This window comes from Reyranella soli (assembly GCF_007992495.1).
Classification (GTDB): domain Bacteria; phylum Pseudomonadota; class Alphaproteobacteria; order Reyranellales; family Reyranellaceae; genus Reyranella; species Reyranella soli.
In genome coordinates, this window is record NZ_BKAJ01000072.1 from 18,966 (window position 1) to 35,985 (window position 17,020).

Genomic DNA, 17,020 nt, shown 5'->3' on the forward strand with positions numbered 1-17,020 from the left:
AGACTGCCCCTAACCCTTCACGTCGAAGCGCCGGCGCGCCAGCATCGCCTCGTCGACCGCGAGGCCAAGCCCTGGCCCCTCCGGCACGACCAGACATCCGCCATCGGGCTTGGGCGCATTGACGAACGTGTCGGCGGCGCGCGCCCAGCCGTCGGCGAGCTCGGCGGGCTTGGTCGCCTGCATGACGGTCGAGAGCACGTGCAGGTTGGCGGCATTGCCGATCGCAGGCTGGGTCTGATGCGGCACGAACTCGACACCATGGGCGTGGCAGAGGGCGGCGCACTGCATCAGGCCGGTCACGCCCCCCATCTTCACGATGTCCGGCTGGACCATCCGCACACCGCATTCGATCAAGGTCGCCACCGACTGCAGCGTATAGGACTGCTCGCCGGCCGACACCGTGATATCCAGCCGCTGCGCGACCTCGCCCATCGCCTTGGGATGGTAGTACTCGACGGGCTCCTCGAACCAGATGAAGCCCAGCTCCTCGAGCACCCGGCCCACCCTGATCGCGGCGCCGACCGAGTAGCGGTTGTTGGCGTCGAACGCCAAGGGGAAGCCGTCGCCTACCAGCTTGCGCACGGCGCGGGCCTTGGCGATGTCACCCGCGATGTCGCGATCGATCTCGCCACGCGCGCCATCCCAGCGGATCTTGATCGCCGACGGCTGCTCCGCCTTGAACCGCGCCTCGACCGTTCTCAGCATGCCGTCGACGTCGCGGTTGGCGTTGCCTCCGATCGACGCATAGAACGGGATGCGCGTGCGCCATGCTCCACCAAGCAGCTTGTAGATCGGCTGCCCGAACGCCTTTCCCTTCAGGTCCCACAGGGCAATGTCGACCGCCGCCAGGGCGCCCGTCACGATGCCGTCGGGACCGAGCTTGATCAGCTTGTGCAGCAGGCGATCCAGGGTGACGGCATGGTCGAGCACATCGGCGCCGATCAACGCCGGCGCCATGTCGCGGGCGATGACCTGCAGCGAGGCCACTCCGTTCTGCATGGGCGAGGCCTCGCCAAGGCCGACCAGTCCGTCGGCGTGGATGGCGACGACGGCGGTCGCCGCGCTGGTGGCGGCCTCGAGGGGCTGCGAGACATCGCCCCAGCGCACCAGAAACGTTTCGACCTTGGTGATCTTCATGAGGACCTTCCGCGTTGATTTGGGCCGAGAGGATTGGGTTGGGCGAAATGGCAGGCAGCAGAATGGCCTGAGGCGACCGCTCCGAGCGGCGGCCGCTCGCGCGCGCAGACCTCCTGGGCGATCGGACAACGCGTGCGGAAGCTGCAGCCCGAGGGGATCGCCGACGGGCTGGGAACGTCACCCGACAGAACGATGCGTTTCTGCGAACGGCCCGGCCGCGCCTCGGGAGCCGCCGACAACAGCGCCTGGGTATAGGGATGATGCGGCGCCCGGAAAACCTCAGCCTTCGGACCGATCTCGACGATGCGCCCGAGATACATCACCGCCACGCGGTCGGCGATGTGACGCACGACGGCGAGGTCGTGGCTGATGAACAGATAGGAGAGCCGCCGCTGCTTCTGCAGGTCCTGCATGAGATTGATGATCTGCGCCTGGACCGAGACGTCGAGCGCCGACACGGGCTCGTCGGCCACGATCAGGCTGGGCCCGAGCGCGATCGCCCGGGCGATGCCGACGCGCTGCCTCTGCCCGCCGGAGAACTGATGGGGAAAGCGGCCCATGACCGAAGGCGACAGGCCGACGCTGTCCAGCAGCTCGGCGACCACCTCGCGGCGGTGCGCCGGCGAACGGATCAGGCCGTTGGCGTCGAGCGGTTCGGCAACGGTCTGCAGGATGGTCCGCCGTGGACTGAGCGAGCTGCGCGGATCCTGGAACACCATCTGCATGCGCCGGCGCGCCTGGCGCAGCTCGCTGGCCGAAGCGTCGGTGATGTCCTTGCCCTCGAAGACGACGCGGCCCGCCGAAGGCTCGATCAGGCGCATGATCAGGCGGCCGGTCGTCGACTTGCCGCAGCCCGACTCGCCTACCAGCGCCAGGGTTTCGGACGGGGCAATCTCCATCGACAGGTCGTCGACGGCCCGCACCACCGATTTCCCGCCGCCGAACGCGCTCCAGCGGCTGCGCGCCGCGAAGTGCTTGGCCAGTCCCTCGGTGCTGAGCAGAGCCGTCATGGGCGCGCCGCCGGCAGGGCAAAGCAGGCGGCCTGCTGGGTTTCGCTCACCTGAAGAAGCGGCGGCGTCCGTTCCAGGCAGACCGGCATCCGCTTCGGGCAGCGGGGATAGAACGCACAGCCCGGTCCGCGTTCCGTCGGCGCCGGCGGTGCGCCGGGGATCTGGTAGAGCCGCTCCTGTCCGATGGACCGGCTGGGTATCGAGTTGAGCAGCCCTTCGGTGTAGGGGTGCGCCGGCCGGTCGAACAGGTCGTCGATCGCCGCCGTTTCGACGACGCGGCCGCAATACATGACGATCACGCGGTCGGCGATATCAGCGATCACCCCGAGATCGTGACTGATCAGCAGGATCGAGGTCCGGTAGCGCGCCCGCAGCTGCTTCATCAGCTCGAGCACCTGGGCCTGGATGGTGACGTCGAGCGCCGTGGTCGGCTCGTCGGCGATCAGCAGGCGGGGATTGCAGGCCAGCGCCATGGCGATCATCACGCGCTGGCGCATGCCGCCGGAGAACTCGTGAGGATAGGAGTCGTAGCGCTGCTCGGCGTCGGGGATGCCGACCAGCTGCAGCATCTCCAGCACCCGTGCCCGGCGCGCCGCCGCGCCGATGCTCTCATGCAGGAAGATCGCCTCGGAGATCTGCTCGCCCACCGTCATCACCGGATTGAGGGCGCTCATCGGCTCCTGGAAGATCATGGCGATGTCCTTGCCGCGGATATCCGGCATGCGCGATGCCGGCAGCGTCAGGAGATCCACGCCTTCGAACTCGACCGACCCTTCGACGATCCGGCCGGGCGGCTCAGGCACGAGCCGCAGGAGCGACAGCGACATGACGCTCTTGCCCGATCCCGATTCGCCGACGATGCCGATGCAGTCGCCGGCCATCATGTCGAAGCCGACGCGATCGAGCACCCGAACGCCCTTGCCGGCCGGGCCAAACTCGACCGACAGGTTGCGCACCTTGAGCAGCGAGCCGCTCATTCGTCCCGCACTTCCGGATCGAGGATGTCGCGCACGGCGTCGCCCAGCATGTTGAAGGCGAGCACCGTCACCGTGATGGCGAGGCCCGCGGCGACGATCGGCCAGGGCGAGCCGAAGAGATTGCCGAGCCCGTCGCGGATGATGTTGCCCCAGCTCGCCTTGGGCGGCTGGGTGCCCAGGCCGAGGAAGCTCAGCGTCGCCTCGAGCCGCACCGCCGTCGCCACCCACAGCGTCAGCACCACGACGATCGAGCCCGCGATGTTGGGCAGGATGTGATGCAGCATGATCGCGGGCGTTCGCATGCCGCTGGCAATCGCGGCCTCGATGAAGGCCTCGGACCGGATGGCCATCGTCGAGGCCCGCGCGATTCGGGCAAAGCGCGGCGCGAAAGCGACGGTCAGCACCACCACCATGTTCCAGAAGCCCGCGCCCAGGGCCGCCGCGATCAGGATGCCCAGCAGCAGGGCCGGGAAAGCGAGGAAGATGTCGAGGAACCGGCCGATGATGCGGTCGGTCCAGCCGCCGAAATATCCCGCCGTGACGCCGAACAGCGTGCCGATGACGGCGGCAATCACCGGGGCTGTCACACCGAGCAGCAGCGACGTGCGCGCGCCGTAGATGATGCGGGACAGCACGTCGCGACCGAACTGGTCGGTCCCGAGCCAGTGTTCCGCCGACGGCGGCAGGTTGATGCTCAAAAGGCTCTGCGCGATCGGATCGTAGGGCGCGATCTCGGGCGCGAACACCGCGACCAGGACGATGGCGACCAGCACGACGAAGAAGGACAGCGAAACCCGGTCGCGCGCGATGCTGATGGCGATCTGTGCCAGCACGCCTCGCTCGGGGGCGACCGCCAAGGTTTCCGCGGTTGGGGTCATCGCACTGCCCCCACCCGCGGGTCGATGAAGACGTACAGCACGTCCATCACGAGGTTCACGACCACGACGAACATGGCGAAGACGACGATACCGGCCTGGATCACCGGGTAGTCGCGCGTCTCGATGCCGGTGATCAGCATGCTGCCGATGCCGGGCCGTCCGAAGATGAACTCGATGGCGACCGATCCCGACAGCGTCGACAGGATGCTGAGCCCGAGCCCGGTGACCACCGGCAGGAGGGCATTCCTGAGGGCATGGCGGTAGATGACGCGCGGTTCGCGGCCGCCCTTGGCGCGCGCGGTGCGGACGAAGTCCTTGTTCAGGACCTCCAGCAGCGAGGAGCGCGTGAGACGGCTCACGAAAGCCGCCTTGATGAAGGCGAGCGCGATCGCCGGCAGGAACACGTGGTACATCCGGTCGGCGAAGCCCTGCCCGCCGCCGTTGATGGGAAACCAGCCGAGGTTCAGCGAGAACGTGATCAGGAGCAGCGCGCCGAGATAGAAATCGGGGATGGCGAAGCCCGCCAGCGAGAACAGCCGCGTCACGTAGTCGGTTGTCTTGCCCCGGTGCGTCGCCGCCACAACGCCCAGCGGAATGGCAGCGATCGTGCCCAGCAGCGTCGAGACGATCGTGAGCTCGATCGTGTAGGGCAGGTTCAGCCCGACCATCGCCGCCACCGACTGGGAATTCACGAACGACTTGCCGAAGTCGAAGGTGAGCGCGTTCCACAGGAAGCGCAGGTACTGCTGCCACAGCGGGACATCGAGCCCGAGGCGGGCGCGCATCGCCTCGATCTGCGCCGGTGTCGCATGGTCGCCCAGCAGGGTGACCGCGGGGTCGCCCGGCAACAGACGCATCGCCACGAACACCAGTGTCAGCACCAGGAACATCGTCGGGATCGCGTCGAGCACGCGGGAGGCCACCAGGCGCCACATTACAGGTTGTCACCCCGAGCGCAGCGAGGGGCCTTTAGAGGCACAGGAAGGGTCCCTCGCTTCGCTCGGGATGACAGCGAGGCTGCGTCACGCAACTCGACTCCCATTCCTAGGCCTTCACGACCCGGGCACGCTTCAGCGGCCAGTACGCGTAGCCCGAGCGGACCTTGTAGCCGAGGTCGATTCGCGGATTGCGGACGATGACGTAGGACAGCGAGCCCAGCGAGATCACCGGCAGGTCGCGCAGGATCTGGATCTCCATCTGCTGCACCGACTTCACGATGGCGTCGAAGCTCGGCTCGTTGTCCAACGCCTCCAGCATGCCGTCGATGCCGGGCATGACCGCGCCATAGTGGCTGAAGTTGATGCCGCCCGTGCCGTCCGCCTTGACCTCGGACTCCTTGGCAAGCTGGTCGATGAAGATCTGCGCCAGCGTCGGCGGATAGCTCGACGAGAACATCACCAGCGTATTGAGGTTCTTGCGGTTGTTCAGGTGATAGGTCGTGTGGTCGATCATGGACATGTCCATGTTCATGCCGACCTTGCGCAGTTGCTCCTGCACGATGAGCATGTTCGAGCTGTAGTCCTCGCGCGTGCTCATGTAGTTGGCGAAGGACAGCCCCGACGCGAATCCAGCCTCGGCCAGAAGCTTCTTGGCGCGATCGGGGTCGTACTTGTAGCGCAGCTCAGCCGGCAGTTCGGCCTCGGTCACGGCGCCCGCATAAGTGGGCGCCATCAGGCCCACCATCGGCTTGCCCATCGGGGCGAGGCTCTTGGCGATCGCTTCCTTGTCGATGGCATAGCGCACGGCCTGGCGAACGCGGAGGTCGTCGAACGGCTTGCGCGTCATGTTCATGTGCAGCGTGTTGATGCTGCCGGGCGCCGTCATGTCGAACTGCAGGTCCTTCTTGCGCGCCTGGATCGAGGGGATCCAGCCCGGCGCCCGCACGCCCTCGATCATGTCGACCTTGCCCGCGAGCAGTGCCAGCGTGCGCGCGGTCGTGTCGAGGATGTAGGAGAAGCGCAGCTCCGGTACGCCCGGCGGGCTTTCCCAGTGCTGGGCGAAGGCCTTCAGGAACACGCCGTTCGCGGGATCGATGCGATCGAACTCATAGGCGCCGGTGCCGATCGGGTTCATGGCATGCTTGTCGCCACGCTCGGTCGAGGCCTTGCGCGAGACGATGCAGCCGCCGCGGGTATAGAGGATGCTGCCGCAGAACAGCGGATCCGGCCGCTTGAGCTTGAAAACGACGGTGCTAGGGCCTTCCGCGGTGATGCTTTCCAGGGTGCCGGCGTACAAAGGCTGGCGATCAACCGGCCGCTTGGGATCGAGCAGGCGTTCGAAGGTGAACTTGACGTCGTCCGACGTCATCTCGCCGTAGCCGCCGTGGAACTGAACGCCCTTGCGCAGCTGGAACGTCCAGGTGCGCCCGTCGGCCGAACTGGTCCAGCTCTCCGCCAGCGAGGGCTTGAAGTCGCCCGGGGTCACCGCGAAGGTCCCGTCCTCGGGCCGCACCAGGGTGTCGAAGATCTGCATATTCACCCAGTTGTCGGCCCCCTGGACGACGACTGCCGGCTCGAGCGAATTGGCGCTGCGCGCGGCAAGGGCGAAGGTCATGACCCCGGCGTCCTGCGCCTGGGCGCGCGGCAGGAAAGGGCCAGCGGCAGCAGCCGCGATCGAAGCGCCCAGGAATTGTCGCCTGTTCGGTCTCATCGTTCCTCCCGTGCCCTTCTCGGTACCGCCGGGAGCACTGCCGCCAAAGGTGTCTGCTTTCCCGATGAGCCGCAACCGCTCTAGCTGTGAGCTTTCAACGAGGCGCGGCGACGCGACCGCCGGCAGCCATCGAGGCCGCTGGGCAGTCGCGTTCAGGCGTCACAATTTCGAAAGGTCCAGCTGCTGTCGGTCGCCGATCCACATCTTGGCAAGGTCCGCTTCCAGCCGGCTCGCCATATCCGTCTTGCCGCGCGCCTTGTAGAGCTCGGCAAGCCCGTACCATGACCAGCCGTTGTTCGGGGCGCGCTTCAGCGCGCGCTGGAATTGTTCCTCCGCGTCCTCGAGTCGGCCGGCCTGCATCAGCGCGACGGCAAGCGACTGCCGCACCGGGTAGTACCAGTAGGGCGGCTCCATGTAGGGCAAGCCGTCCTGCAGGGCCGCCGCCCGCTCGAACTTCGCGACTGCCTCGGCCTTGTCGGACTGACGCTGCGCGATGCGGGCTTCGATCACAGTGCGCGCCAGCGCCAGCACGTCCTGTGCCGGGACACCGGAGGCTTTGAGCAACGTGAAATCCGCGCCCTCGAGCGCTGCGATCGCATTGGCCTCCGCCTTTGCAGCGGCAACGTCATTCTGCGCCACGTACGCAATGCCGCGTGCGTAGTGCCACATGGCCTTGACGTACGGAATGGCGTCGCCGGGATCGGGAAGTGCGAGAACGGTCGCGGAAGGGCTGAACAGCGCATGAGCGAAGTAGGGCGCTGCCTTGACGGGTTGCACCAGCGCAATGCCGCGCGCGACCTCGTCGGGAATGAGGCCACGCAGCTTCTCGGCTGCCGCGATGACCGTGGGTCCGTCACCCGCCATCTGGGCCGACGCCAGCACGAAATGGACGTTGTGCGGATAGTACCCGAGACGGTACACGCCCATCGGCGCATTGGTCGCCGCCAGATATTTCTCGTCCACCTCGCTCGCCGTCTTGTTGTCGGCCAGCGCGTCCAGATAGCGTCCGACCCGATAGTAGATGTGGCTCGGCATATGCACGAGGTGGCCGGAGCCGGGGATGGCCCCTCGCAACCGGTCCGCATAGGGCTCGGCGCGCTCCGGCCGATCCGACGCCTCCACCGCGTGGATGTAGTAGTGGATCGCACCAGGATGATTCGGGTCGCGCGCCAGCACGCGTTCGAGCGTCGGTACGATGGCAACGCTCTGCCGATTTGGCTCCCGGCCGCCGGGCTGCCAGTAATCCCACGGGCTGAGGTCCATCACCGATTCGGCGTAGAGCACCGCGACCTCGTTGTCGTCCGGGAACTGCGTCGCGACCTTCTCCATGGCGGCGGCGTAAGCAGCGTCGAGCGGCGCCCGATCCCCTTTGGCCTCCTTGGCGTAGCGGGTCGAGAGTGCCACAATCAGCGCCTGCTCCCGCGGGCTGGCCTTGGCGGCGAGCGTGCGCGCCTTCTCGGCTGCCGCGAAGGCCGGCGCAACAGCGTCGTCCTGCATCGGCAGATTGATGTTGGGGCCAAGCACCAGCGCTTCGCCCCAGAAGCACATGGCGCAGGCAGGATCGAGCTTCTGCGCTTTGCGGAACGCGCGCTGCGCCTCGCCATGATTGAACGCGTAGGTGAGCCGCAGCCCTTGATCGAAGTAGGTCTGCGCTGCCTCATTTGCGGTCGTGACCTTGTACGTCACCCCGCCTAGGCCCTCCCACAGCGGAGGATCCGTGTCGGCGAATGTCCCCGCCGGGGCGGCCGCCTGCATTTCCGCTTTCGGCACTTCTGTTTGTGCCTGGGCCAAGCGCATCATACCGCCGGGTCCTCCGCCCAACGGCGATCCATGACAGATGGGGAAGTTGGCGCCGAACTGCCGCTGGGTAGCGGCGATACCTGTACTGTCCGTCGGAGCCTTGCCAACGGCGAACGGGGCAAACCAGCCCAGCGCAGCACTTGCCACGAGAAGCGACGGAAAGAGATAAATCACCCGCATGGTGCCCTCCTGTCTGCCGAACGGAGTTCAGGCGGAGCGCGGCACGGTCAGCGGTACGCGACCGCCTAGCGACGGAGGGTACTCCTGGCAATCCGCCACGGCAACGAGACGGCGGTCGAATAATGCATTGGGGACGATTCCTCGCCGACGATGTCCTCGTCGCGCGCGTTGTGTTCGACCGGGACAGGCTTACAGAAAGTCCGTCGCCAAGAGTGCCGAGACGAGTCCCAATGCCAGGACGAAGATCGCCTGGTTCAAAATTCGCAGCGCCGCGTTCGTTCTCCCCGCTTCTTGGGAAAACCATAGGCGCAGTACGAAAAGCCTACTGTGTTCAGGATGTGATCAACGTTGCGGCTTTGCGACCGGGGGCTCCGAAAGGCCCGTGCGTTGGGACGCCGCTCGATCATGCCGTCCAGGCCTCAGCCAGCGCCCGGAACACCGCATCGATGTTGCGGTTGCCCGCATCGGCACGGCGCCGCACCAAGGCGATCTGCCGCGTCGGCCCGCCGCGACCGAGGGCGAGCGCGCGCACGCCGTGCGCCTCCAGCAGGGCCTTGCGCGGCTGCGGCACGATCGAGACGCCGAGCCCGGCACCGACCATGGCGACGATTGCATCAATGGAACGCACCTCCATGACGAGGCGCGCCTCGGGAAAGACGCGCCGCACATACTGGGCAGCGATGCGGCCGCCGGTGAGCGCGGTGTCGTAGCGGATCAAGCCGGCGCGCAGCAGTTCCCGCGGCGACGAAGGCGGCACGCCGGGCGGCAGCAGCATCACGAAGGGCTGGCGCGCGAGGTCGTGCCAGACCAGACGCGTCGAGCCACCGGACGCGGGCCGTACCAGCACGGCGGCGTCGATGCGGCCCGCCTTCACCGCAGCGATCAACTCGTCGGAGTCAGCAAGGGAAACTTCTACCCGCAGGTCGGGATGGCGATCGCGCGTCAGGCGCAGAGCCTGCGGCAGGTCGCCGGTCTGCACTGTGGCGATGGCGCCCAGCCGTACCCGGCCCGACACCCGCGCAGCCGGCCGCGTCCTCAAGCCGTCCAGCCGGCCGGCGACGTCGCGCGCCACCGTCGCAGCTTCGAGCGCAAAGGGCGTCGGCTTGGCGGTGCGCGCCGAGCGGTCGAACAGGAGCTGGCCGAACCAGGCCTCGAGCTGCTTCACCTGCAGGCTGACGGCGCTCGGCGTGCAGCCGACCTCGTGCGCGGCAGCGGCGAAACTGCCGCGATCGACGATCGCCACCAGGGTTTTCAGCACGGCGACATTCATGAGAGATTCTCACTTTTTATCTGAGAACATATCGATTTTCTTATCCTAGCGGACGGCTAGCCTCGCGGTCGACCATGCACGACTTCAGAAGCGACACCGTTACCCTGCCCACGCCGGAGATGCGCGCCGCGATCGCCGCGGCGCGGCTGGGCGATGCAGCACGCGGCGACGATCCGACCGTGGCCGAACTGGAGCGGCTCGCCTGCGCCATGACCGGCAAGGACGACGCGCTGTTCGTGCCGTCGGGCACCATGGCCAACCTGGCGGCATTGATCGCGCACGGTTGCCGCGGCGGCGAGGTGATCGTCGAGGAGACAGCGCACATCTACAATTCCGAGGGCGGTGGGCTCTCGGTCCTGGCCGGTGCCGTGCCGCGGCCGGTCAAGGGCAAGCGCGGCATCCTGGCGTCAACCGACGTCGAGCAAGCGATCCGCGACGGCGGCGACCTCGCGCAGGCGCCGACGCGGCTCATTTGCCTCGAGAACACCCACAACGCCGCGGGCGGCACGGTGACGACGCCCGCGACCATGGCTGCCATCCATGCCGTGGCGCGGCGGGCCGGCATTGCCGTCCATCTCGATGGCGCGCGGCTGTTCAATGCGGCGGCCTTCGTCGATGTGCCGATCGGCGAGCTCTGCCGTCATGTCGATTCGCTGTGGTTCGCGCTGTGCAAGGGCCTGGGCGGGCCGGTCGGCGCCATCCTCGCGGGCGACGCGGCGTTCATGCTGAAGGCACGGCGTGCTGCGCGCATGCTGGGCGGCGGCATGCGCCAAGCCGGCCTGATCGCGGCACCCGCCATCGTCGCCCTGCAGGACCCCTATCCCGGTCACCGCCGCGACAACGCGTTGGCGCGGCGGCTGGCCGAGGGCCTCACCGCCCTCTCGCCGGCGCTGATGGATGGCGACGTGCAGACCAACATCGTGAACTGCTTCATCGATGACGCGCCCGCGATTACGCGTGCACTCGGCGAACGACACGTGCTGGCGCTGGCCAAGGGGCGCCGGATCCGCTTCGTCACCCACGCTCAGGTCGACGAGACCTCGATCGACGCCGCGATCGCAGCGCTCGCCGATGTGCTGGCGATGCACAGCAGGAGGAGCGCGCATGCATAGGATCGCCTCGCTGCTGCTCGCGGCTCTCGCCCTGGCTGAGCTGCCGGTAGCAGCGCAGGCGCAAGCCTGGCCCGACAAGCCGATCCGCTTCATCGTGCCCAGCCCGCCGGGCGGCGGCACCGATTCGCTGACCCGGCTTCTGGCCAACAAGCTCGGCGAGACGCTGAAATGGCAGATGGTGGTCGACAACCGGCCGGGCGCCGGCGGCAATCTCGGCCTCGACATCGCAGCCAAGGCCACGCCCGACGGCTACACGATCGTGATGGGCGAATCGAGCAACCTTGCGATCAATCCGTACCTCTACAGGAAGCTGCCGTTCGACCCGGCCAAGGACGTGGCGCCAGTGGTGCTTCTCGGCACGGTACCGCTGGTGCTGGTGGTCTCGGCCAACGCACCGTTCGATTCGCTGAAAGCGCTGGTCGACGCTTCGAAGAAAAAGCAGCTCACCTTCGCCTCGTCCGGCAACGGCACCGTCGGCCACCTGGTCGGCGAGATGTGGAAGCGCGCCGTCGGCAGCGACATGATGCACGTGTCCTACAAGGGTGCAGGGCCGGTGGTGATCGACCTGGTGGGTGGACAGGTCGACCTGCATTTCGCCTCGCTGCCGGCGGCGCTGCCGTTGATCGGGAGCGGCAAGCTCAGGGCGCTGGCGACGACCTCGGCCGAGCGGCTGCCGTCATTGCCCAACGTGCCGACGCTCGTCGAAGCGGGCTTTCCTGGTTTCGACTACTACGTGTTCTACGGCGTGCTGGTGCCTGCCGGAACGCCTGATGCCATCGTCGGCAAGCTCAATACCGAAATCGACCGCGCCATCGAAGCACCCGACATGCGCAAGAATCTCGCCGAGCGCGGCGTCGATGTCCGCGCCGGAACGGTGCAGCAGTTCGACGCCTTCCTGGCCAAGGAACGCGCCAAGTGGTCGGTTGCCGTCAAAGAATCGAGCGCGACAGTCGACTGATTCTCCCAGACCGCGCGGTCAACTCCTGAATTGCCGATAGATCTGCTCCAGCGCCAGGCACAGCCCGGCAGTATCGCAGGCGGCGGATGCCGCAAGGCGGGCGCGCATGCCGGCGCGCAGGGCAGCGAGGGAGGCTGGGGTAGCTGGGTCGGGCACCAACGCGCTCGCCTTGGCCACCAGATCGTCTTCATGGCTGGCGACCCAATCGTCGAGGCCCGCCGCCCGAAGAAGGGAGGCGCTCGTGCGAGCGACCCAGCGGTCGCCGACGTAAGTCAGGACAGGAACACCCTGCCACAACGCCTCGGTCGTTGTGGTGCCGCCGTTGTAGGGGAACGTATCCAGCGCAATGTCGATGCGATCGTAGCTCCGCAGGAAATCGAAGTGTGCCGCGCCACCCTCGAGGTCAACGCGCTCGCTTGCGACACCGCGGGCGGCCAGGCGAGCGTGCAGGTGGTCGCGATTGGAGGGTTCAGCGAGCGTGGACGCGCGGACCAGCAGGCGCGAGGTCGGCGCGGACCGCAGTATTCGCGCCCAGATGTCGAGGGTAAGATCGTTCAGCTTGTACGCCGAAGCAAGCGCGCCAAAAGTCAGTCTGCCCTGGTGGCTGCTGCAGGGCGGCGGCGCAACATCCGGCGCGGCATGAAAGACCTCGAACGCAAGGTAAGTGCCGCGGACGCGTAATACGCGCTCCGTGTAGAAGCCTTCCTCTACGGCTGGGATCACCACGTCGTCGCCGATGATGCCATCGAAGCAATCGAGACCCGACGTCGCGTAGCTGTTGAACCAACCGAGCTGCACCGGTGCCGGCCGGTGCAGGAAAATTCGCAACCATTTCGGGGCGCTGTAGGCGTTGAGGTCGACAAGGACGTCGATACCGGCCGCGGCGAGCAGACGGGCGATCTTTTCATCGTCGCACGAGCCCACCTGCCAGATCACATCATGGTCGTGTTCCCTGTAGCCAGCCGACGCCGAAGGGTCGCCGCCCAGCGAGACCAGATGCACTTCGAAGCGATCGCGATCGTGGCGATTGATCACGCCGTAGACCGGCTTCATCCAGTTCGGCTTGTCGAAGAAGGCCGAAACGTAGCCGATCCGCAACTTCCCGCCCGACGGCGGCCGCGGCGGACGCTCCACCGGGCTGACGCCAGCGGCGAGGTGCCGCCCCCAGGCGTATCGCGCCGAGAACACATCAGCCTTTCCCGCCGAAGCGCTGCCCGGAATGATGATGGCGACGTTCTCTTCCGCCTTCTTGCGCATTGAATCGGCTGTGGCCGCGCGGCGATAGGCATAGATCGCCCGCTCAACGTCGCCCAGCCTGAACAGCGCCTCGGCCAGCAGGCCCCATGCCCCGACCTCCTCCGGCCGCAGGCGCACCGCGCGGCGCAATGCGTCGCTGGCCTCGCCGAAGGCGCCGGCTCGCAGCCGTGCGGCGCCGAGACCATGCCAGGCTGCGACATTGCCCTGGTCGGCGGCTATCAGCCGACGATAAGCGTCTGCCGCGGCGTCGATGTTACCGGCCAGATGCAGCGCATCTGCCGTTTCCAGGTCCATCATAAAAAAACCCCGGACTGGGCCCGGGCTCGCAACGACTACTGGCGACGACAGTCCAGCACGATCGACTGACCGGAAGCTTCGGCACTGGCCGAGGCGTGACGCTCGTTGCCGCCGTCGCGGCACATGTAGCGCGCGTGGTAGTCCTTGGGGCAGCCCGGCCGGGGATCGCCGATCTGGCGACTGTCGACGCGGTAGACGCAATAGTCGCGGCCCTGGCACTGACGGGCAAGATCGCCGCTGACGTTGGTGCTGACGTTGCCGGCGCAATTGTTGCCGTAGGCGGCGCCCAGCACGCGGATCGACACGCCACCCCCATAGGTCGGGTTCTGGTCCTGATAGCGCGGCTGATCCTGCTGTTGCTGCTGCGGTCCGATCTGGATGCCGCCGCCACTTCCCGGCAAGGGGATGGTTATCTGCGCCGCTGCCGGAGACATGCCGACGGCCAACAGCAGCAGCGCCGCCACGAGCGGACCGATGATCCTCTTGATCGACGCCTGAGCCATGAACGCCTCCCCCGCTTCGATCTCTTTCCGCATCATACGTCGAATGCCGGTGTGCGAGCCAGAGACGCCTCGAACGCCTTGACCGGTCGGAAACGGCATCCGAGGCTTGGGCCATGTCCGTCGCCACGCCGGCCCTTCCCGCCCGAACCGAGCGCTTCTGGGCGGCGCTGCTGGCGGCGACGCTGATGAACCTGCCCCTGGGATCGGTCTACGCCTTCAGCGTGCTGCTGCGCCCGATCGAGCAGGAGCTTGGCATCCCGCGCTCGGCTCTGTCGCTGGTCTTCGGTCTGGCGACTGTGGGATTCACGGTGGGCTCGGTCGGCGCCGCCTTCCTCTACCGCGTCGCCCCGGCGCCGATCCTGGTGCTGGCGAGCGCGCTGGTGGCCGCGAGCGGCATCGCCCTGGCGGCGACAGCGAGCGGGCTTGCGCAGCTTTTGCTGGGCTACGGCATCGTGTTCGGCACCGGCGGCGGCGTGGCCTTCATCCTGTTGCAGCAGGGCGTGAATATGCTGGTGCGGCGGCGCCAGGGGCTGGTGAACGGCTATATGGTCAGCCTCTACCCGATGGGCGCGATGATCGCGACACCGGCCTTTCATGCCTGCAACGAAGCCTTCGGCTGGCGCACCACCCTGGGCGGGCTGGCGACCGTGCTGGTGGTCGGCGGGATCGCGGCGGCGCTCCTCGCCCGGCACAGCGGGACGCGGCTCGTTGCCTCTGGGCATGGCGAGAGGGCGACAAGCGTGGCCACAGCGTCGACGACGGGCCCTGCGCTTCTCGGCCCGACCTTCCTGAAACTCTCGGCGACGTTCTTCCTGGCCGCCGCGGCGGGGCTGATGGTGCTGAGCCAAGCGCGCGAGATCGTGGCCACCTATGGTGGGGCGGCCACGCTGGCAGTGGCGGCCACGACCGGCCTCACCGGCGCGATCGCCCTGGCGCGCATCAGCGGCGGCTGGCTGGTCGACCGCTTCGCCGTGCCGTACGTGGCGTGCGCGGCGCACGCGCTGGCGCTCGTCGGCGGGCTCTTGATGACGCTCCTGCCCGCGCCTGTCACCGCGGTCGTGGGGTTGGGGATGATCGGCCTGGGTTACGGCTTCGTCTCCGGTGCCACCGCGGGCGGCATCGGCATCTACTGGCGGCCCAGCGACTACGGCCGTGTTGCCGGGCGCACCTACATCGCCTGGTGCCTGGCCGCCGTCAGCCTGCCGGTGCTGGCCGGCTACCTGTTCGACCTCACACGCGCCTACGACACGGCGGTGATGATCGCCGCCGGCGCCAATGTCTCTGGCATGGCGATGGCGCTCACCATGCCACGACACGGATGGCGGGAGCGAAGCTGATCCGCCGCATGCGGGCGGCGCGAGATTGACTCGTAGAACGCCGCAACCCATCCTTACAACGCCGCTCCAGTCTGTCCGACCGCATTGGCGCTTGGAGGGTTACATGACGTCGTACCGGGTTCTCCGATTGCGTCGCGTGCTTTCCCAACTGGCGTTCCTCGCGGTCGCCGCGCTCGGCACGGCAGCCGCCGCGGCCCCGCCTGCGGGTCGCGTCACCATCGCCTGGCACGTGACGATCTCGCCGAGCTGGTTCGATCCGTCGACCGCGCCGCCGCAGATCACGCCGTTCGGCATGCTCTATGCGATCCACGATGCGCTCGTGCGGCCCTATCCCGGCCACAAGATGGGCCCGAGCCTCGCCGAGTCGTGGAAGGAAAGCCCGGACGGCAAGACTTACGAGTTCAAGCTGCGGGCGGGACTGAAGTTCCACAACGGCGACCCGGTGACGACCGAGGACGTGAAGTTCAGCTTCGACCGCTACAAGGGCGCCGGCGCGAAGGCCCTGCACGACCACGTCACCGAGGTCGAGATCGTCGATCCCCTGGTGGTGCGCTTTCACCTCAAGGAACCCTGGCCCGACTTCATGACGTTCTATGGCACGACCGCCACCTCCGCCGGCCTCGTCGTGCCGAAGAAATACCTCACCCAGGTGGGCGACGAAGGCTTCAGGAAGCACCCGATCGGCGCCGGCCCTTACAGGTTCGTCGGCAACAAACCGGGCATCGAGGTCGAGCTGGAGGCCTTTCCCGGCTATTGGCGCCGCGTGCCCAGCGTGAAGACGCTGATCATGAAGAGCGTGCCTGAAGCGACCACGCGCGCCGTGATGGTGAAGACCGGCGAAGCCGACATCGCCTACGCCATCGACGGCCCCGAGGCCGAGGAGATCCAGCGCGATCGGCGCCTGCAGGTGGTGGCGTCCAAACATGCGTCGATCTTCTGGATCGAGTTCACCGAGCAATGGGACGCCAAGTCGCCGTGGCACGACCCGCGGCTGCGCCGCGCCGCGAACCTGGCGCTCGATCGCAAGCGCATCAACGAGGCGGCGTGCCTCGGCTTCTGCCCGCCGGCGGGCGTGATCGTGCCGCGGGTCATGGACTTCGCGCTGCAGGTCGAGGCGCCGCCTTATGACCTGCGCAAGGCCAAGCAGCTCCTCGCCGACGCCGGCTATCCCAACGGCTTCGACGCCGGCGAGTTTGCCGCGATCCCCGGTTTCCCGACGGTGGCCGACGCCGTGGTGAACGACCTGAACGCGGCGGGAATCCGGGTCAGGCTGCGGCCGATGGAGCGCGCGTCGTTCTACGCCGCCTGGCAGGAAAAGAAGCTACGCGGCCTGTTCATGACCGCGGCCGGAAACTCCGGCAATGCTGCCAGCCGCGTGGAATCGTTCATCCAGTCCAAGGGCGCCTACGCCTATGGCGGATATCCCGACATCGATGAACTTTTCCAGCAACAGGCGTCCGAGCGTGACAGCGAAAAGCGCGAAGCCCTGCTGCACAAGATCCAGCAGCTCACGATCGAGCGGGTGATGTTCGCGCCGGTCATGGACCTCCGCACCCTGAACGCCGTCGGCCCGCGCATCGCCAAGCATACGATCACCGACGTCTGGATGAGCCCGTTCGCCTCCTGCGAGGATCTGGAACTCAAGTAGCGGGAAT

Annotated in this window: 14 protein-coding genes; 4 read left to right on the top strand and 10 right to left on the bottom strand. The window is 67.3% G+C overall.

Annotated features, from left to right (window positions below):
- Positions 1-9: 9 nt before the first annotated feature.
- The 8 genes from RSO01_RS20270 to RSO01_RS20305 form a co-directional block, all read right to left on the bottom strand.
- A complete protein-coding gene (locus RSO01_RS20270; RefSeq protein WP_147151261.1) occupies positions 10-1,137 on the bottom strand; it encodes a mandelate racemase/muconate lactonizing enzyme family protein in 1,128 nt (375 codons plus the stop codon).
- Positions 1,134-2,147 (bottom strand): ABC transporter ATP-binding protein, encoded by a 1,014-nt coding sequence (locus RSO01_RS20275; RefSeq protein ID WP_147151263.1) that lies wholly within the window; start codon positions 2,145-2,147, stop codon positions 1,134-1,136. The genes RSO01_RS20270 and RSO01_RS20275 overlap by 4 nt, the downstream gene beginning before the upstream one ends.
- Positions 2,144-3,124 carry an ABC transporter ATP-binding protein gene (locus RSO01_RS20280; protein ID WP_147151266.1) on the bottom strand — a complete coding sequence of 327 codons (981 nt, stop codon included), beginning with the start codon at positions 3,122-3,124 and terminating at the stop codon, positions 2,144-2,146. The genes RSO01_RS20275 and RSO01_RS20280 overlap by 4 nt, the downstream gene beginning before the upstream one ends.
- Positions 3,121-4,002: an ABC transporter permease gene (locus RSO01_RS20285; protein ID WP_147151268.1), complete on the bottom strand. Its 882-nt coding sequence runs from the start codon at positions 4,000-4,002 to the stop codon at positions 3,121-3,123. Before RSO01_RS20285 ends, RSO01_RS20280 begins: the two co-directional genes overlap by 4 nt.
- Positions 3,999-4,925: an ABC transporter permease gene (locus RSO01_RS20290; RefSeq protein WP_218037405.1), complete on the bottom strand. Its 927-nt coding sequence runs from the start codon at positions 4,923-4,925 to the stop codon at positions 3,999-4,001. The genes RSO01_RS20285 and RSO01_RS20290 overlap by 4 nt, the downstream gene beginning before the upstream one ends.
- 121 nt (positions 4,926-5,046) lie before the next feature.
- Positions 5,047-6,651 (bottom strand): ABC transporter substrate-binding protein, encoded by a 1,605-nt coding sequence (locus tag RSO01_RS20295; protein WP_147151271.1) that lies wholly within the window; start codon positions 6,649-6,651, stop codon positions 5,047-5,049.
- Positions 6,652-6,810: 159 nt separating this feature from the next.
- On the bottom strand, positions 6,811-8,631 hold the full coding sequence (locus RSO01_RS20300; RefSeq protein ID WP_147151273.1) for a tetratricopeptide repeat protein: 1,821 nt from the start codon (positions 8,629-8,631) through the stop codon (positions 6,811-6,813).
- Positions 8,632-9,034: 403 nt separating this feature from the next.
- Positions 9,035-9,901 carry a LysR family transcriptional regulator gene (locus RSO01_RS20305; RefSeq protein ID WP_147151275.1) on the bottom strand — a complete coding sequence of 289 codons (867 nt, stop codon included), beginning with the start codon at positions 9,899-9,901 and terminating at the stop codon, positions 9,035-9,037.
- Positions 9,902-9,975: 74 nt separating this feature from the next.
- On the opposite strand from RSO01_RS20305, the gene RSO01_RS20310 reads away from it, so the two are divergent.
- Positions 9,976-11,013: a threonine aldolase family protein gene (locus RSO01_RS20310; RefSeq protein WP_147151277.1), complete on the top strand. Its 1,038-nt coding sequence runs from the start codon at positions 9,976-9,978 to the stop codon at positions 11,011-11,013.
- On the top strand, positions 11,006-11,971 hold the full coding sequence (locus RSO01_RS20315; protein ID WP_147151279.1) for a Bug family tripartite tricarboxylate transporter substrate binding protein: 966 nt from the start codon (positions 11,006-11,008) through the stop codon (positions 11,969-11,971). The genes RSO01_RS20310 and RSO01_RS20315 overlap by 8 nt, the downstream gene beginning before the upstream one ends.
- Before the next feature lie 18 nt (positions 11,972-11,989).
- On the opposite strand, the gene RSO01_RS20320 is transcribed toward RSO01_RS20315, so the two are convergent.
- Both RSO01_RS20320 and RSO01_RS47405 read right to left on the bottom strand, forming a co-directional pair.
- The gene (locus RSO01_RS20320; RefSeq protein WP_170303212.1) at positions 11,990-13,525 is read right to left on the bottom strand and encodes an O-linked N-acetylglucosamine transferase, SPINDLY family protein; all 1,536 of its coding nucleotides are present in this window, start codon (positions 13,523-13,525) and stop codon (positions 11,990-11,992) included.
- A gap of 35 nt (positions 13,526-13,560) precedes the next feature.
- Complete coding sequence (locus RSO01_RS47405) at positions 13,561-14,028, bottom strand: hypothetical protein (protein WP_170303213.1); 468 nt, start codon at positions 14,026-14,028, stop codon at positions 13,561-13,563.
- Positions 14,029-14,141: 113 nt separating this feature from the next.
- Here RSO01_RS47405 and RSO01_RS20325 point away from each other — a divergent pair, with 113 nt between their 5' ends.
- Both RSO01_RS20325 and RSO01_RS20330 read left to right on the top strand, forming a co-directional pair.
- Positions 14,142-15,365, top strand: coding sequence for an MFS transporter (locus RSO01_RS20325; protein WP_147151281.1), 1,224 nt, complete (start codon positions 14,142-14,144; stop codon positions 15,363-15,365).
- Positions 15,366-15,468: 103 nt separating this feature from the next.
- Positions 15,469-17,013 (top strand): ABC transporter substrate-binding protein, encoded by a 1,545-nt coding sequence (locus RSO01_RS20330; protein ID WP_170303214.1) that lies wholly within the window; start codon positions 15,469-15,471, stop codon positions 17,011-17,013.
- The last annotated feature ends 7 nt before the right edge of the window (positions 17,014-17,020 follow it).

What these genes read in the sequence shown, in the direction of transcription:
- RSO01_RS20270 (WP_147151261.1), bottom strand. Translation starts at nt 1,137, where the DNA reads ATGAAGATCACCAAGGTCGAAACGTTTCTGGTGCGCTGGGGCGATGTC.
- RSO01_RS20320 (WP_170303212.1), bottom strand. Translation starts at nt 13,525, where the DNA reads ATGATGGACCTGGAAACGGCAGATGCGCTGCATCTGGCCGGTAACATC.
- RSO01_RS20330 (WP_170303214.1), top strand. Translation starts at nt 15,469, where the DNA reads ATGACGTCGTACCGGGTTCTCCGATTGCGTCGCGTGCTTTCCCAACTG.
- RSO01_RS20295 (WP_147151271.1), bottom strand. Translation starts at nt 6,651, where the DNA reads ATGAGACCGAACAGGCGACAATTCCTGGGCGCTTCGATCGCGGCTGCT.
- RSO01_RS20315 (WP_147151279.1), top strand. Translation starts at nt 11,006, where the DNA reads ATGCATAGGATCGCCTCGCTGCTGCTCGCGGCTCTCGCCCTGGCTGAG.
- RSO01_RS20280 (WP_147151266.1), bottom strand. Translation starts at nt 3,124, where the DNA reads ATGAGCGGCTCGCTGCTCAAGGTGCGCAACCTGTCGGTCGAGTTTGGC.
- RSO01_RS20325 (WP_147151281.1), top strand. Translation starts at nt 14,142, where the DNA reads ATGTCCGTCGCCACGCCGGCCCTTCCCGCCCGAACCGAGCGCTTCTGG.
- RSO01_RS47405 (WP_170303213.1), bottom strand. Translation starts at nt 14,028, where the DNA reads ATGGCTCAGGCGTCGATCAAGAGGATCATCGGTCCGCTCGTGGCGGCG.
- RSO01_RS20305 (WP_147151275.1), bottom strand. Translation starts at nt 9,901, where the DNA reads ATGAATGTCGCCGTGCTGAAAACCCTGGTGGCGATCGTCGATCGCGGC.
- RSO01_RS20275 (WP_147151263.1), bottom strand. Translation starts at nt 2,147, where the DNA reads ATGACGGCTCTGCTCAGCACCGAGGGACTGGCCAAGCACTTCGCGGCG.
- RSO01_RS20300 (WP_147151273.1), bottom strand. Translation starts at nt 8,631, where the DNA reads ATGCGGGTGATTTATCTCTTTCCGTCGCTTCTCGTGGCAAGTGCTGCG.
- RSO01_RS20285 (WP_147151268.1), bottom strand. Translation starts at nt 4,002, where the DNA reads ATGACCCCAACCGCGGAAACCTTGGCGGTCGCCCCCGAGCGAGGCGTG.
- RSO01_RS20310 (WP_147151277.1), top strand. Translation starts at nt 9,976, where the DNA reads ATGCACGACTTCAGAAGCGACACCGTTACCCTGCCCACGCCGGAGATG.